We start from the raw sequence: 16,025 nt of genomic DNA, 5'->3' as shown, positions 1-16,025 counted from the left end.
CTCATTAAACAAAACCCTGCATAAATAGTGGTTCAAATCCACTAATATGCAGGGCTTTATTTATAAAAACGGATAGATATTCGTTATGCGATGGAGCCGGCTACAAGCGTCCGAAAAATATTTGAAGAAGCCAATCCAAATGCAGAGTTAGAAGAAAGCTACCTATTCATGCTGAACATTGACAGGATTTGAGGTTAGGTATATTATTATAATAATTTATGTGCATATACACTTTCAAAATCCTTAATGCTGAAAGGCGATAGGTCAAATGAATCAAATTGTTAAACGCATGCCCAAAGCTAAAAGTCCTTGTCACTGTTTGAACTTAAGACGAGCGTCCCGGGCTGTAACCCAGTTTTATGACAAGGTATTGGAACCAAGCAGGCTTAAAGTTACCCAGTATTCACTATTGCAAAATTTAAAAATGGTTGAGGCTTTGAATATTAGCGAGCTAGCTCGGAACATGAACATTGACAGAACTACTTTGAATAGGAATATGAAACCTCTGATTAATGTCGGCTTAATAAGGGTTACCATCGGTAAAGATTCGCGCTCTAGGTTGGTGACACTCACCGAAGCTGGCAAAGCCGCACTGACTGACGCTATGGTATTATGGAGAGAAGCCCAAGCATCACTGGAGGAATATTTTGGAGCGGCGGAATTAGATGATTTTGAACGATTACTATCAAAACTAGAATTATTAGTTTAGTAAGATCTACGGAAAGTGGTTGGATTTAATAAATAGAATGAAATTAGGTTAATTAATATGTGTATATACACATATTAATTAACCTAATTTAAGGTTTGACAAAAATTATTTATTTTGCCTGAAGGAGAGGAAAACATGCGGAAAATAATAAGTAGGGGTGATCAGATGTTAGGTAAAATGGAACAAATGATTCAAAGTAAGGCTTATGAATTAGGTTATGAAAAGTGTGGCATTATTCCACTCAAGGCGATGGAAGGATATGCTGAAAGATTTGAGGAACGCATTCAGAAAGTTCCCGCCTCAGAGCCATTTTACCAAAGACAACGCCGTCTGGTTGATCCTCGAGCTGAATATCCGTGGGCTAAGTCAGTAGTAGTTGTTGTATCACGTTATGGTAAGTATAAAATCCCACCATCGGTGAAAGGTCATATCGCAAAATCATTTTTATTTGATGCTCGCGTTGACACCAATACAAAAGAGTATCAGGCTAATCAGGACATAGAAAAATACATGCAGGAACTGGGCCTGCGAATCGAAACTAACTCGAAATTTGGTATTGTTGGGATGCGGTGGGCTGCCATGCAAGCAGGACTTGGAATCATACGCCGTAACAATTTCTTTTACACTCAGTCTGGTTCGTGGGTGGGTTTGAAAGCATGGCTAACGGACAAGGAAATGGAGTTGATCGAAACTTCCAGTCTTCCCCAGTGCCCCAAGGGTTGTAAACGATGTATGGAGTCGTGCCCAACTCACTCGCTGTCTGCAGAATATACTATGCTTCCAACTGCCTGTATTTCTTTCTTGACGACCTTTGGCGGCCGAGATCTGCCTCATGAACCTCTCAATAAACATTTTGCAAATTGCATTTACGGCTGTGATATTTGTCAAGATGTCTGTCCCATGAACAAAGGAAAATGGCAGGAGAATGAAGATTTTCCAGGCTTGTCTAATCTTGCTCCTAAACTTACTCCTGAAAACATCATGAATATGCATTTGGATTTTTATAGGGAGCGAGTACAACCGAAGTTTTTTTACTTGTCGTCAGATGAAATTTGGAAATGGAAAGTTAACACATTGTGTTTTATGAGAAATAACTACCAAGAAGCATATAAACCTTATATCACAGCTGCCTGTGATGATGAAAATGAAAAAATTCGTGAGATGGCACGATCAATTTGTCTTGAGCTCTATAACTAAGATCGTTTTTGTTCTTAAAAACCTGTAAGACCGTATGTAGTCGTCTCCGCCTAATTCCAAGCCGACCACTTTGTCCGTTTCTGAGCTGCGGGCAGTAAGAAACAGTACGGGTATATTGCTGGTGCGCCTAAGTTCCCGACAGAGATCGAATCCCGTCTTCTATTCCCATTTTAATGGCATTTGCCAGATCAAGGTCATCTTCGATCAGGAGCAGAAACGCAGACACAATTAATCCCTTCTTACTAAGCTATTGCTAGAGTTTTCCTTTGGTATAAGATAAGATTTCATTTCTCACCGGATTTTAATAATGATGGCCCGAGCACCAAAGTACCCGGACCGCTGGTTCAGATTTAGGGATAGCTTAATTATTCCCCAACTGAAGCTTATTTAATGAGTTGAAATATTTTATCAGCCTGCTGCTGGGTGATTTTACCGGAACTTAAGAGGGATTCAACTTGAGTTTTCACGTCTGCCGCCGAGGAAGCGGAAAAGGTGACAGGATCTCCTGATCCGTTCTTAAGCATAAAGGAGATTGATTTTTTACTGACGGAAAGTTTATTGCCTTGTGACGAAGTTATTGATTTACTTCCCGTCAAAATTTTATCGGCCATTTGCTGTGAAATTTTGCCTGATTCTAATAAGGAGTTGACTTGTGCTGTCAGATCTTCCGGAGAAGCAGCAGTCAGTTTGAGAGGGCTGTCTGTTTCTCATCCGGCCATGTTCAGTAATAGCAGAGAATTTGACAATCTAGCTCTTGAGTTTTTAGAAATTAATCGTTAAGTCTTATGATTTTTGAAATACCCTTCAGATTCTATTTGGGAGGGTATTTCAATTTAAGTAGATTGCAGCAAAGTATTTGCAAAAGTTATAGTTTCAGAACATGCTGGTCGAATGGGGAGTGTTAGACATGGGTTCAGCGATGCTGGCTCTTGTAGTCGGAGAGCGTGTGGAAGGCAAGATGCATTGCTATCGTAGCAATACCTAAACGGAGTACGTAGGAGGAGGAGAAAACCAGTTGAAAGCTGTGAAAATTTATCAGGTTGATTCGTTTACTACTGAAAGATTCAAAGGTAATCCGGCCGGTGTTGTCTTAAATGCAGACGGGCTTTCCGAGAAAGAAATGTTGCAAATCGCCAGAGAACTGAACAATTCAGAAACAGCATTTATTTTGTCGCCCGATAGTGATGATCATGATGTGAGGCTTAGATATTTTACTCCAAAAGCTGAAGTTCCGGTTTGTGGGCATGCCACTATCGCAGCACATTACATTAGGGCTCTAGAATATAAACTGGATTCTACTACCGTGATACATAAAATTAAAATCGGAATTTTACCAGTTGAAATAAATAAAGATGGAAATGACTACTCTGTAGTAATGACTCAAGGAAATGTCGAATTTTCTCCGATACTCGGTATGCAAGAAAGAGGACTAATACTTAAGGCTTTGGGTATTCTTGAGAAAGAATTAGATATGAGATGTCCAATTCAAATTGTATCTACTGGACATTCCAAGGTTATTATCGGAATCAATACTAGAGATAAGTTGAATTCCTTGGCACCAAACATGCTTGCATTAGCCGACATCAGTAAATTAATCAAATGCAATGGATATTTTGTTTTTACAATGGATTCAACAGAAAAGGAAATTTTAACACACGGAAGAATGTTTGCACCAGCTATAGGTATTAATGAAGACCCAGTGACAGGAAATGCCAATGGCCCTCTTGGCGCATATTTAGTGGAACATGGTTTAGTAAAACATAATGATTCTGTCTTTTCCTTCAAAGCTGAACAAGGAGAAGCAATAGGCCGGAGCGGCGTTGTTGAGGTGACTGTTAAATTGAATAACGGAAAACCGGAACAAGTCAAAGTTGGAGGAAAAGCTGTTATTGTGTTTAAGACCGAAGTGAGAATTTAAACCATCATTTAATCAAGCTATCCCCCCTCGCCACCTGCGCTCCGCTAAGCTCAAGAAGATTTAATCGCTGACATAACGGCAGCGAATCAAAGACCAATATTAGTTAGGTTAAATCCTTGACCGCCAAAAAGAGCCAAAGATTATAGGGAATTTATAAATATGCTAGTCTTTCTTTACGCCTACGATTCCTTCGACAGTTAAAAGTCCGGAAATAATTTGAGGGGCAGTTATATTGTTTGGTGCCTCAACACTAACAAAGATATCTAAGTACCTATTATCCTCATCCTCAGATACTATCTCTGTATGTAACTCTCGGATATTAATGCCAGCATTTCCAAAATATTCGCCAATCTTACCAATTTGCCCCGGCAAAGCAATCGTTGTAATTATAAAATCATACTGACATGCAGTTGTAGAACATTTAAGATGTGTTTCTAAACGAGACATCACAGTTAAAGTGAGATAGACTAAGGAAGTTGTTACGATAGCAGATATCCAAAAACCAGCACCTGTTGCCAATCCTATTGCAGCTACTACCCAAAGACTTGCTGCCGTCGTCAATCCAACAATAAGTCCCTTCCTATTTGCTAATATAGTGCCTGCCCCAAGAAAACCAATGCCACTAACTACCTGAGCAGCAATTCTTTCAGCGTCAGTATTAGTTAATTTATAAGTGAAAAATAAACTCAAAGAAACATTTATAGAGACGATCATTGTAAGGCAAGCGCCCAACGATACCAAAATGTGTGTTCTGAGGCCAGCTGATTTATGTCGCTTTTGTCGTTCGAAACCAACAACACCACCCAAAACAACTGCCGTTACTAGCCTGAGAATGATGTCTATTTCAGGGATCACGGTATTACCACCTTTTTATAAACAGGATATAGTATAGGTTAACTAAAACTAATAACTTTAAACAGAGAATCAAGTAGAACTCATCGAAGATTAACAATAAGACAAAACAAAAAAATTAGGTAATCGCATAGAAAATGACTTTACAGCAGTTAATCGGAGTTGGCTTGCTGTTTGGTTCCTATTTTGTAATTTATCAAAGCGTGATACTTTATATAATCAAAGAGTTTGAACGGCTGCGCTAAAAAAATCGAAACTCGAATGAAGCGGATTAATCAGATGGTTTCTTAGACCTGGTCGATCATGTAATCAATACCCCCTTCACCTGAGCTCAGGAAATTAATAGGGAGAATTACTATATTGAATTTAATATACCTACTCCAGCCTCTGGCCGGTTGGGATTTGTAGAGGAACTGACGGGTATCTATGGTTTGTAAAAATAATGGGGAACAAAATAGGTGGCTTTACACTATTTGCTATACTAAGTTAAATCTGGTATTATATAGTATATCATTTAGAACAGGAGGTACAAAAAGATGGGTAAAACTGAATTTCTCTGGAATCAACACAAACTTAATTTTGAAATTCAGGAGGAGGCGCATCTTTATTGCTGAATGTTTATCTTATACTCTGAGATCTAATCAACAAATTCAGGACTAAAGGCGAAGATATTCTCTGTCGTCTTTTTTTATGCCCTCCTCCGTAGATTGTTAGAAAAGGAGTTAGGGCTAATGAATTTAATATTTGAGGGATTGTACAAGAGCTATCATGACAAGATGGTGCTTTCCAACATCAGCGGTGGAATCAGTAATGGTGAGAAAATTGGTTGGCAAGCGCCCAAAAAAGTTCCGATTATAAAAATGCCGCCAGAACGCAAGCCAGCGCCCTAAAAGCCAAAGAGAAAGAACTTGCGCGTTTATTAAGCAATAGAATAGAAAAGCCGTTACAAGTTCCACTGCCGGCTTTTGACTTTGTTAATAAATCTCATGGTCAGATTAATAAACTTTCCCCTGTTATTATACGGGGAAACCAAATATCCAAGGCCTACGGAGATCATGTCGTGTTAAAAGACCAGTCTTTTGCGATTGGCAGAGCCCTGTTAGGTGATAACGGAGCAGGCAAAACAACGCTCTTAAAACTAATTTGCGGTATTGACCAATGTTTTCAAGGTTACTTATCCTTAGATTCGGCCCTTAAAATTGGATACTTTTCACAAGAGTTTGAGGAACTTAACGCTGATGAAACTATCCTTGATAATGTTGGGACAGCAAATAAATCGACAGAAGATATAAGGACCCTTCTCGCCTGCTTTCTCTTTAAGAAAAATGATGTTTTTAAGAAGATAGGGCAGTTGAGTATGGGAGAAAAATCCAGGGTAGCATTAATGGGAATTGACTACGTGGTTTAATGGAAAATCCAGGATAGCAATTAAATATTTATCCTATCCTTTTTCGTTTAACATCGGACCTCTCCTTCCATAGCGAGACTCCCCAAAGGATAGGTATCCAAACGAACGCAAAAGGAAACATTAGATAATTTTCTACAAAAAAGAGTTCTCTAGTTAAAACAGTTCCTTCAGTAAACCATAAAGCGATTCCCAAAGAAATAGCACTTACTGTAAGTCTCCATTTCAACCCCTTTAAGTTAAACACGGTTTCGATGCCCCAAGTTGTCATAAAGATAAAAGCACAACATTTTATAATCAAGGCTCCAAGCCAGACCCCCATAAATAGAGACTCAACTCCAGAAATCGTCCGACTTAATTCCACTATTTTTCCGAGTGAAAGGATGCCAAATGCTAAACGATTAGTTTCTTCTGGCCCAAAGACAAGAATTTGGATCAACACGACCAAAGTTTCTAAACTTCCAACCAGGAAAGCAGCGCGCCAAACCCCGGTTTTCAATTGGGCAAGCTCTTGCTTACCGTTTGGTAGAAAGGTAAGCAGTCCCGATATAAAGAGGATATATTCCATTGGAAATTGGATTACTCTAAGAGCCCCGAAAAAAAGAGGTTTTAATCCTTCGCTTAAAAGAGGCAAAAGTTCTCCTTGTTCAATCTTTGGTATGCCAAGACAAAAATTCAGAATCTGTGAGATTGCAATGATAGGGAAGATAACCTCGCAAAAACGGGCAAACGTTTCAATTCCAGAGTTTAATAAGTAGAGTGCGATAAGAAGACCACCTAGATTGAACACCCAACGAGGCGTTAACGGCATAATTGATTGCTCATAGGTGAGCCCTATCGCACCCAACGCTAAGCCGCTATAGTAACCCGAGATCAAAATATATAGTATTCCTATAATTTTCCCTATCCATTTTCCAAAGAGATTTTCTGAAATCTGCAACATATTTACGTTCGGATATTGTGACGAAAGTGAAAATACCATTAGACCGTAAGGAATCGCCGTTACAAATGCCGGTAAAACAGCCATCCAGCCGTCCCGTCCACTTGCTACTGTAACAAAATTTCCTATGAGGATAAAACTTCCTCCCATAAGTACAGCTGAACCTAAAGACAGAAATTGATGTGTTGAGATTCTTTCCATGGTCATCTTTTTTCCTTGATCATCATACTATATGAAATAGATAAACGTCAAGAGATAGTTGAAGCAACGGCAGCTCTAATGCACTCAAAAGGGTATGAAAACACTAAACTCAGCGATATTCTAGAGGCAGCCCAGATTGGCAAAGGTCAGTTTTACCACTATTTTTCCTCTAAACATGAGTTTGGTCTGGCAGTTATTGATTATTTTTTTGATAATTGGAATCGACGACTGTTGGAAGACATCCTAGGCTCTGAAAAAGATCCGAACATTAAGTTCGATGAGATGCTGGAATGGGTGGTTCAGAATCATATATCTAACCAGGCTAAATGCGGATGTGTGTTCGGCAACCTTGCTATTGAAATGAGTGAACATGATGAAAGGTTCCGTCTAAAAATAAAAGCAGTTTTCGATACTTGGGTGGATAAATTGAAACCGGTGCTGGCAGGAATGCTTAAAGGATCGTCTCAATCAGAGCCCGAAGGGATTGACAAGTTGGCACATGGGATTGTAGCTATGCTCGAAGGCGGAATTCTTATGATGAAAAGCCAACAGGATATCAAAGTTCTAATTGACGTGACCGATTTGGTTAGGTATTTGGTTAATTCTTTTGTACAAGATCACTCTGCTGTATGAAAGATATTGTCATCTGGCGAGTTAGTGAGTATCTAAGGACATTCGGTGATTACGAGAAAGAAAGGAGTAATTTATCGTGGAGAATTTAACAGTAAATCCACAGGAAGCAAACGAGCTGGTTGTGCTCTGGACCAGTGCGGACCGTGAAGTTGCATTGAAAATGGTATTTATGTATACATTTAATGCAAAAACTAAAGGATGGTGGGAAGATGTCTGTTTGATAGTTTGGGGTCCTTCAAGCAAACTTTTATCTGAAGACCAAGAGCTTCAGGCTTATATGGCCAAGATGATCGAAGCTGGTGTAGAAGTGGTTGCATGCAAGGCTTGTACAGACAGTTACGGGATTACCAATACTTTAGAGAAACTGGGTATTGAAGTAAAATATATGGGGCAACCGCTTACTAACATATTGAAACGGGACGCCAAACTGATTACTTTTTAAAAAGCCTGTTTTCCGAAAAAGAACAAGAACGAGGTCGTAAATGAACTTGAATGACGATTTTTGAGAAAATAACAGTTGTTAAAAGAAAGAGGAATTATCATGATAAAAAGCTCCCAAGAAGCGACGAATTGTCCTTGCCCAAAAACCAACTGCGAAAGGCATGGGAAATGTTACGAATGCGTTCAGTTTCACCGTGCTAAACCAGTGATCGTATATTGCATGCGTGACGAGTATAGAAAAAAGGATTCTCTATAAAACATGATGAGCATGGAAGTTTTTCTTATTTGATGATCAAGAAGAAGTTCAGTTTCATCAAATTGTATAAAACTAGAGATCTCTATTTTGAAGTCCTAAATGATTAAATTTTAACGCGAAAGAAATGTTCACAGCGGGTGAGAACAAACATCTTGCTGGAAGAATCAGTAAACGAGAAGAGGAAGTGAAAAGTATGCCCTTCGTCAATGTTCAGATGCTGGCGGGAAGAACGGTTGAACAAAAAGCAGCACTTGCTAAAGCTATCACAGAAGCTTTCGTTAAGATTACAAACAGCCAGCCAGAAGCTGTGTCCGTAATATTTAACGACATTCAGAAAACCGATCTGGCTAAAGCAGGCAAACTAGTCTCCGAATCATAGAGTATTTCCATAGGCCTTTAACATAGTTGCCCTTGGCAATTTAGAAAGGGGTATTAATATGATTTTAGGGATTAGTGCAAGCGGTAGAAAAGACGGTGTGACAAGTAAGATTGTAAAAGCGATTTTAGAAGCTGCAGGGCCAGAAAACGAGTATATTTCGCTTGCAGGAAAACGAATCAATGGTTGTATTGGCTGCACGCTCTGTGCTTCTGATAACAAATGTAAAGTGCAGGATGATTGGAATGCTATAGGAGAAAAGATGCTTGAAGCAGATGCAATTGTTTTCGGAGCGCCCAATTATTTCGGAAGGATGAACGCATTAGGACATGCGTGTTGGGAGAGGACCTTTAGTTTCAGGCATAGAGAAGTTTTTAGCTTGGCAGGTAAGCTGGGAGTCATTGTTAGTGTGGAATACGAAAACAATGATTTTGTACGGCCGGAAATAGAAGATTTTATGTTAAGAAATAAAATGGCCATAGTCGACTCTATGGAGGGACATGGATATTCCCAATGTTATACCTGTGGTTACGGTCATGAATGTGGAGTTGGTTATGTTGTTAGAAAACATGGTTTTCTCGATAAGATAGAACCTGAACAGATTCCTCAGGATTTCCAAGAACATGCAACAGAAAAATACCATGCCGAAAGAATTGGCAAAATATTAGGATCGATTTTGAAAAATCGCCAATGAACAGCCTAGTAGGCAAGCTTATAAATTCAAGTTAGCAAAACTTAATTAGAAGATATATTTCCTCGAATTTGCTGAAATTGGCCCGAATAATGAAATGAATTTGAATTGAGAAAGCTGGAGAGATTAAAATGAACTTTGTAAAACTTGCAGAAGACCGGTACTCCCTTCGTAAATTCAGTTCAAGACCGGTGGAAAAAGAAAAGGTTGATCTTGTACTCAGAGCAGGCCAGCTTGCACCGACTGCCGCAAATTTTCAGCCGCAGCGTATCCTTGTCATCGAAAGCAGCGAGGCATTGGAAAAATTAAAGAGATGTACACCTTGCCACTTTAATGCTCCCATGGCTTTGCTTGTCTGTTATGATGAGACTGCCTCCGCTAAACGCAACTATGACAACTATAATACCGGAGAAGCCGACGCTAGTATTGTCGCAACACATCTGATGCTGCAAATAGCCGAACTTGGGCTGGGGAGCACTTGGGTTGCACATTTTAATCCAGCCACTGTCAGACAAGAATTTTCACTACCGGAACATTATGTCCCGGTTGCCCTGTTGCCGCTAGGTTACCCGGCAGAGGATGCGGCTCCAAACGAACAGTTACATTGCCATAGAAAACCGATTGAAGAAACCGTATTCTACAATACATTTTCATAATAGGAAGAAGCTCAACACAGCATGTGCCAAGGGCGGTGCAAGGCTGATAACCGTTAAGGCCACCGCTGTCTTTTGTGCTTGCTGCTCACTTCTTAGATATAGACAAAGGTAGAGGAACATTGAAATTCTGATGCCTTTGTCTTTCATTTTACACTTTTGATCATCAATTTGTTGTTGACATAGAGTATACTCGAAGTTTTAAAATAATCTTACCAATATAATGTGTTTGGTAAATAGTATAAATCTGTAGTCAGAGATGTTAAGTACTGGAGGATGGTATCGTATGTTATATTTAGGTGAAAACATCCCGAAACTTGGTTTTGGGTTTATGCGGCTTCCGATGATCGGTGAAAAAATTGATATCGAGCAGACAAAGGAAATGGTCGATCTGTTTATGTCCAAAGGTTTCAGCTATTTTGATTCCTCCTGGGCCTATAATGGCGGAAAATCTGAAGAGGCGATGAAGGCCGCAATCGTTGACCGTTATCCACGCGAGAGCTTTCAAATTGCGACAAAGTGCCCCGTTTGGATTGTGAAAACGAAAGAAGAAGCCGAGAATATGATCTGGACTTCATTAAAGCGCACTGGGGCGGGATATATCGATTTCTATTTGCTGCATAATCTGGGAGACAGCCGCACTCAAAGCTTTGATGATTTTGGGATGTGGGATTATGTACATGAACTTAAAGCAAAAGGACTAGTGCGACATATCGGGTTTTCAATCCATGACAATGCGGACGCGCTGGATAAAATTTTGACCGAGCATCCTGAGATGGAGTTTGTCCAATTCCAGCTGAATTACGATGACTGGGAGAGCCCCACCATTCAGGCTCGAAAATGCTATGAAGTGGCCCTCAAGCATCACAAGCCGATCGTCGTGATGGAACCGGTTAAGGGCGGCCTTTTGGCGAACCCTGCTACAAGCGTCCGAAAAATATTTGAAGAAGCCAATCCAAGTGTTTCGCTGGCATCATGGGCTATACGATATGCGGCCTCTTTGGATAATATCATCACGGTGCTGAGTGGAATGTCGACAATAGACCAGGTGCGTGACAACGTATCTTTTATGGAAAAGTTTAAACCGCTTGATCAAGACGAGCTTGCTGTAATTGAGAAGGCGCGGAAAGCGATCAGTGAAATTCCCAGTATTCCCTGTACGGCCTGTCAATACTGTGTAAAGGGCTGTCCGCAGGGTATACTTATTCCCAATGTATTTGCAACATATAACCGCAAGTTGGTTTATAATGATTTGGCCAGTGCGAAGAGCCGCTATGGACTTGAAACCAGGTTTAACGGTAAAGCCTCGGACTGTGTTGCCTGCGGAAACTGCGAGCGGGTCTGTCCTCAGCATATTGGTATTATTGAAAACTTAAGAACGATAGCTGAGGAACTGGAAAAATAAGAATGGCATGACTGTTGCCAGCAGCAGATTTATGTTTTTTTAACAAATATATAGTGATTTGTACAATAGTTTATTATGAATGAAATAAACCATCAGTAGTTTTCAGCCGGATGTTTGAGATCTGGCTTTTTGTTTATGCCGAGACATATTAAGACTTTGTACAAGTCAACCCACGTTGGTGTTACTACATTGTAAGTTTGTTAGATCCTATACCTATAATACGATTGAGATATTTAATGCGTTATCGTGAGAATATAGAAGTGGTATGCTACCCCCAGACAACAGTGAAAAAAAACTGTTCAGTCTGGGGGTAATTATGTCACAGCAGAGAAAAATACCAGTAGAAAGAAATGATACGAATCGTAGAATTGTATCTCTCGGGGAAAATAGGATTTACGTCAGCATATAAGGAGGCAGGCGTATCTGACGAGGCATTCAGGAAGTGGCTCATCAGATACAAAACAGACGGTCCCTCAGGGCTTCTCCCGAAGGCAACTTGAGCATTGGCTGAAGGCGTATAATAGTCATAAGGATTTCCGAACACAGACAGGAGGAAGTACTGGCAGGAACTAGAGGTGAAATTCCTCCGACCTACCAGGCGGGTGGCGAAAGCCTGATACGAGGAATTCGCGGCGGGGTTCAAAATTACTTGTTCAAATTTAGGAAGATTTCCGAGAGCAATTGTCGTAGAATATCTCCATAGAGATTATACTTATGGAGGAATTATAAAATGAAGCAAGTCTATGCACCCGGTTGCGCCCTATTAATTTATAAGCCAGAACTTGCCCAAAAAATACTTAAGGTTTTAAATGAAGGATTAGGCAATATTGCCGAACACACAATTTGCTGCAGACATAAACATAATCTCGAAAATGGTACACAGGTAATTAATACGTGTGCTGGTTGCGATAGGCGATATAGAGAACTTGATGAGGGGATATCAACCGTATCTCTATGGGAAATATTGGCCGAAAGTAATACTTTTCCTTTCCCTGATTATAGTGGCATAAAAATGTCCATACATGATGCCTGTCCAACACGTACTGAGGAAAGGGTACATTTGGCAATTAGAAAACTCCTTCAGAAAATGAATATTAAAGTTATTGAGTCCAGAAACACTTGCACTAAAGCGGTTTGTTGCGGTGACAGTTTTTACGGGGTATTGTCAGTTGAACAAGTCAAGGAGCAGATGAAAAGACGCGCTGATGAAATGCCCTGTGACAATGTCGTAGTTTATTGTGTTTCCTGCATTAAATCAATGCACATTGGCGGTAAAAAGCCACGTTACATTATTGATCTTTTGTTTGGAGAGACCACGAGGATTGGGATATGTGAGCCTGATGCATGGCATAATCAATTGCAAAAATTTATAGATACACATTAATCTAAGGAGAACCCCTGATGACCAAGGTTATACAAATATCGGATGATGAAAAATGGCGAGCAGTTGTGAACTGTGATAAAAACTATGATGATATATTTTTGTATGGGGTAACGACAACGGAAATCTTTTGCCGGCCTTCATGTAAATCAAAAATACCCGTAAGAACAAATGTAGTTTTCTTTAAGAATGCGACAATTGCCATAGAGGCAGGATTTCGCCCTTGTAAAAGGTGCTGTCCGGACAAAATAGTTATGCCGGATTTAGAATTGGTAAAAGAAGCTACGGAGTTTTTTAATAATAATTTTAGTAAAGAAATAAACTTGAATCATTTTTCAAAACAACTTGGTATTAGTTCAAACCACTTTGCTAGACTCTTTAAAGGACAATATGGTATAACTCCCACCCAATATATAACTAAATTAAGAGTTGACAAAGCTATTGAATTATTAGGCCAACAAGATTTAAATATTCTTGAGATTGCCCACTTGACTGGCTTTATAAGTTTGTCTAACTTTTATAAATGCTTCAAGGAGCAGATTGGATTGACTCCAAAAGAATTAAGAGAAAGAATTTAAATGATTTTGGAGAGCATAACCGGGTTTCATAATTTTTGTTATTGAAAGGAATATTTAATGAGTAGTATCCGTTATGAAGTAATTACCGAAGATAATACAATTTGTATTAAGGATTTATGCAATGATTTAATGGCTTATCAAAAATCTAAAGCACAAATTCACCCTGAGTTTTTTGATAACATGTGCTTTGAGAGTAGGGTAATTCCATCCGTAAAGAGTGCAAAGGCTAATTATATAGTTATAGCTAAAGAGAATAACGATATTGTTGGATATGCTTACAGCAATATCTCGCCCAAAAAGATATATTCGGGTGGCTTTGCAACTTTGCAATGTGACTCTTTCTTTGATTTTGATTCGGTTAAAAATGCTGATGTGGGCTGTTTGTCCCAGTTTTTTATTAAAGACGCTTATCGAAATGCTGGCATCGGTAGCGTTCTTTTTGAAAGGTCCATGGATTGGTTAAATTCATTTAAGTCAATAAATGATGTGTTTATCTTTGTGTCAAATGGGAACAATAATGCGTTAAAATTCTATTTGAGTAAGGGTTTTAGTATTAGTCACCAAATACTTGAGGGATTTATCACGGTGTTGAGAACCACTTAATCCTGCTTTTTGGATCAAGTTTTGCCCTTAAACACGTTGTTATATATCAATCTTCAAACGGCAGGTAGCAAAGGAAAGGACTTATTATGCTTCTCTATTCAAACAAAGAGTTGGACTTAGAGATTTACCCTTTAGATTCTACTCGTTGGAACGATTTTGAGATCCTATTTGGAGAACGAGGAGCATGTGGTGGCTGTTGGTGCATGTCATGGCGTTTAAAAAGATCTGACTTTGAGCGTCAAAAAGGTAATCAAAATAGAATGGCTATGAAAACACTGGTTGAACAGAATAGGAAAACAGGCGTTTTGGCATATATGAATAATGAACCAATTGGATGGTGTGCAGTTGCGCCGAGGGAAGAATATTCAAGACTCGAAAATTCACGAGTTTTAAAAAGAATTGATAATGAACTAGTTTGGTCTGTAACCTGTTTCTTTATTGCAAAATACTTAAGGAGAAAAGGTATATCTACTGAATTATTAAACGGGGTTATAAAATACTGCGAGCTTAACAATGTTAAGATAATCGAAGGCTATCCAGTTGTACCATACGGAGACCAAGTTCCAGATGCCTTTGAGTGGACAGGCATTCCTTCTGCTTTTGAAAAAGCTGGTTTTGTTGAAGTAGAAAGAAGGTCCAAATCAAAACCCATAATGAGATATTACACGGTCCACGCTAACAGGGGAATAAATGATTAATGACGGCCTCCAAACTCAAGATATTTTTTATTCATTCCGACCTCAACCGATATCAAACTACCACCCCACGCCACTTGCCCCCCTTGCCAAGTTCAAGAAGCCGCATCGAATAAAGGCTAGCTGTGAGTCGAAGTGGAGGTGCTGGCACCGGAAGTAGCCCATCGAGCTGGAGGGAAAAAAACAACAACTAATCCTGTGGGATGTCCTTACCTAGCCAAAGACGCTCACCGAACAGGGAAGCTGAAGGGATGCGTCAGATGGGGAGTGTTGCGCCACGATCGTTTTGGACGTATGCTGGTGGGGACTTTTGTAGTATTATGATTTGAGATGCTAATTAAAGGGGATTTAAAGATGGCTGGGAGAAAATGGACAAATAAAGAAATTGAAGAGTATAGAAAAGAACATGGTGTCATTTACTATAACAAAGAGGATTCCAATATTTTTGTTCCTAAAGCCCTCGGAATCGGTTGGACATTAAACTGGGCAAACCCAATTTCGTGGGTTTTTATTTTGGTGCCTTTTGGTCTTGTTCTTTTTAGGTATTTTCACTGAATAGTTAACAAGATAAGAGGCGAGAAGTACCAAGTCTTGCGTGGTCAGAAATTTGTGTGATGGAAACCGTGCGAGGTAAATTTTACAGAGCGTTTTTTGGCGCTCTTTTTGCATTTTTATTGCAGGTAATTGAGGCATCACAGATGCGGCACGGGCGAAGATTTCGGAATACTTAAAGAGATTTGGCTGGAGAAGTTTGACCACAACAAGATGTATTAATGGAACAGTTTGGGACAAAACAATAAACCGTCATTATAAGAAGTTATGTGTTTTCAAAGCCGACATTTTGGCAACCCGAGGCACGTTGAGACCGTGACTTGTCAAAGAATCAGAACTATAAAGACGCCTGTGGTGCTGGTTGTATAGCCTGAGAATATACGGAATTAAATGAAAATATGTCCAAATATTTTCTTAACAAATTTAAGGTAAACAGGCCTAAAAACGCTCAATAATGCGGCATAGGGTCAATGGTGCCTTAAGGCTTGATGTTAATGGAAATAGCAATGATAATTTAGATTATGTTTTAATACTAGTCT

The 16,025-nt window shown here is 39.4% G+C and carries 18 protein-coding genes; 16 read left to right on the top strand and 2 right to left on the bottom strand.

Annotated features, from left to right (window positions below; translation table 11 throughout):
• Window positions 1-268: 268 nt before the first annotated feature.
• From B5Y67_RS16095 to B5Y67_RS16075, 4 genes are all read left to right on the top strand, one after another.
• A complete protein-coding gene (locus B5Y67_RS16095) occupies window positions 269-709 on the top strand; it encodes a MarR family winged helix-turn-helix transcriptional regulator (protein ID WP_088227441.1) in 441 nt (146 codons plus the stop codon).
• A gap of 165 nt (window positions 710-874) precedes the next feature.
• Window positions 875-1,906, top strand: a complete 1,032-nt coding sequence (locus B5Y67_RS16090) for an epoxyqueuosine reductase (RefSeq protein WP_088227534.1) — start codon at window positions 875-877, stop codon at window positions 1,904-1,906.
• Between the two features lie 492 nt (window positions 1,907-2,398).
• Window positions 2,399-2,686, top strand: coding sequence for a hypothetical protein (locus B5Y67_RS16080; protein WP_088227439.1), 288 nt, complete (start codon window positions 2,399-2,401; stop codon window positions 2,684-2,686).
• Between the two features lie 235 nt (window positions 2,687-2,921).
• Entirely contained in the window at window positions 2,922-3,824 is a 903-nt protein-coding gene (locus tag B5Y67_RS16075; protein WP_088227438.1) for a PhzF family isomerase, read from the top strand.
• Between the two features lie 162 nt (window positions 3,825-3,986).
• On the opposite strand, the gene B5Y67_RS16070 is transcribed toward B5Y67_RS16075, so the two are convergent.
• Window positions 3,987-4,679 (bottom strand): MgtC/SapB family protein, encoded by a 693-nt coding sequence (locus B5Y67_RS16070; protein WP_088227437.1) that lies wholly within the window; start codon window positions 4,677-4,679, stop codon window positions 3,987-3,989.
• 823 nt (window positions 4,680-5,502) lie between these two features.
• Between B5Y67_RS16070 and B5Y67_RS16065 the strand changes: the two genes are divergently transcribed.
• Complete coding sequence (locus B5Y67_RS16065) at window positions 5,503-6,084, top strand: ATP-binding cassette domain-containing protein (RefSeq protein WP_088227436.1); 582 nt, start codon at window positions 5,503-5,505, stop codon at window positions 6,082-6,084.
• Between the two features lie 28 nt (window positions 6,085-6,112).
• Here the strand turns inward: B5Y67_RS16065 and B5Y67_RS16060 are convergent, their stop codons facing one another.
• On the bottom strand, window positions 6,113-7,222 hold the full coding sequence (locus B5Y67_RS16060) for an endospore germination permease (RefSeq protein WP_170932714.1): 1,110 nt from the start codon (window positions 7,220-7,222) through the stop codon (window positions 6,113-6,115).
• A 15-nt stretch (window positions 7,223-7,237) separates the two neighbouring features.
• Between B5Y67_RS16060 and B5Y67_RS16055 the strand changes: the two genes are divergently transcribed.
• The 11 genes from B5Y67_RS16055 to B5Y67_RS16005 all read left to right on the top strand — a co-directional run bounded on the left by B5Y67_RS16055 (window position 7,238) and on the right by B5Y67_RS16005 (window position 15,489).
• Window positions 7,238-7,855: a TetR/AcrR family transcriptional regulator gene (locus tag B5Y67_RS16055; protein WP_242975998.1), complete on the top strand. Its 618-nt coding sequence runs from the start codon at window positions 7,238-7,240 to the stop codon at window positions 7,853-7,855.
• 76 nt (window positions 7,856-7,931) lie between these two features.
• The gene (locus B5Y67_RS16050) at window positions 7,932-8,297 is read left to right on the top strand and encodes a DsrE family protein (RefSeq protein WP_242975997.1); all 366 of its coding nucleotides are present in this window, start codon (window positions 7,932-7,934) and stop codon (window positions 8,295-8,297) included.
• 448 nt (window positions 8,298-8,745) lie between these two features.
• Window positions 8,746-8,931, top strand: a complete 186-nt coding sequence (locus B5Y67_RS16045; RefSeq protein ID WP_088227434.1) for a 2-hydroxymuconate tautomerase — start codon at window positions 8,746-8,748, stop codon at window positions 8,929-8,931.
• A 58-nt stretch (window positions 8,932-8,989) separates the two neighbouring features.
• Window positions 8,990-9,622 (top strand): flavodoxin family protein, encoded by a 633-nt coding sequence (locus B5Y67_RS16040; protein ID WP_088188885.1) that lies wholly within the window; start codon window positions 8,990-8,992, stop codon window positions 9,620-9,622.
• Between the two features lie 128 nt (window positions 9,623-9,750).
• Complete coding sequence (locus tag B5Y67_RS16035; protein ID WP_088227433.1) at window positions 9,751-10,275, top strand: nitroreductase family protein; 525 nt, start codon at window positions 9,751-9,753, stop codon at window positions 10,273-10,275.
• Between the two features lie 283 nt (window positions 10,276-10,558).
• Window positions 10,559-11,677, top strand: coding sequence for an aldo/keto reductase (locus tag B5Y67_RS16030; protein ID WP_088227432.1), 1,119 nt, complete (start codon window positions 10,559-10,561; stop codon window positions 11,675-11,677).
• 730 nt (window positions 11,678-12,407) lie between these two features.
• Window positions 12,408-13,061, top strand: coding sequence for a (Fe-S)-binding protein (locus tag B5Y67_RS16025; protein ID WP_088227431.1), 654 nt, complete (start codon window positions 12,408-12,410; stop codon window positions 13,059-13,061).
• A 17-nt stretch (window positions 13,062-13,078) separates the two neighbouring features.
• Window positions 13,079-13,636 (top strand): Ada metal-binding domain-containing protein, encoded by a 558-nt coding sequence (locus B5Y67_RS16020; protein ID WP_088227430.1) that lies wholly within the window; start codon window positions 13,079-13,081, stop codon window positions 13,634-13,636.
• A 57-nt stretch (window positions 13,637-13,693) separates the two neighbouring features.
• Window positions 13,694-14,239 (top strand): GNAT family N-acetyltransferase, encoded by a 546-nt coding sequence (locus B5Y67_RS16015; RefSeq protein ID WP_088227429.1) that lies wholly within the window; start codon window positions 13,694-13,696, stop codon window positions 14,237-14,239.
• An 86-nt stretch (window positions 14,240-14,325) separates the two neighbouring features.
• Complete coding sequence (locus B5Y67_RS16010; protein WP_088227428.1) at window positions 14,326-14,937, top strand: GNAT family N-acetyltransferase; 612 nt, start codon at window positions 14,326-14,328, stop codon at window positions 14,935-14,937.
• Between the two features lie 351 nt (window positions 14,938-15,288).
• The gene (locus tag B5Y67_RS16005; RefSeq protein WP_088227427.1) at window positions 15,289-15,489 is read left to right on the top strand and encodes a DUF5808 domain-containing protein; all 201 of its coding nucleotides are present in this window, start codon (window positions 15,289-15,291) and stop codon (window positions 15,487-15,489) included.
• Window positions 15,490-16,025 lie beyond the last annotated feature (536 nt).

This window comes from Desulfosporosinus sp. FKB (assembly GCF_002196705.1).
In the GTDB taxonomy this organism is placed as follows: Bacteria; Bacillota; Desulfitobacteriia; order Desulfitobacteriales; family Desulfitobacteriaceae; genus Desulfosporosinus.
This window is presented reverse-complemented; position numbering and strand designations above follow the sequence as displayed.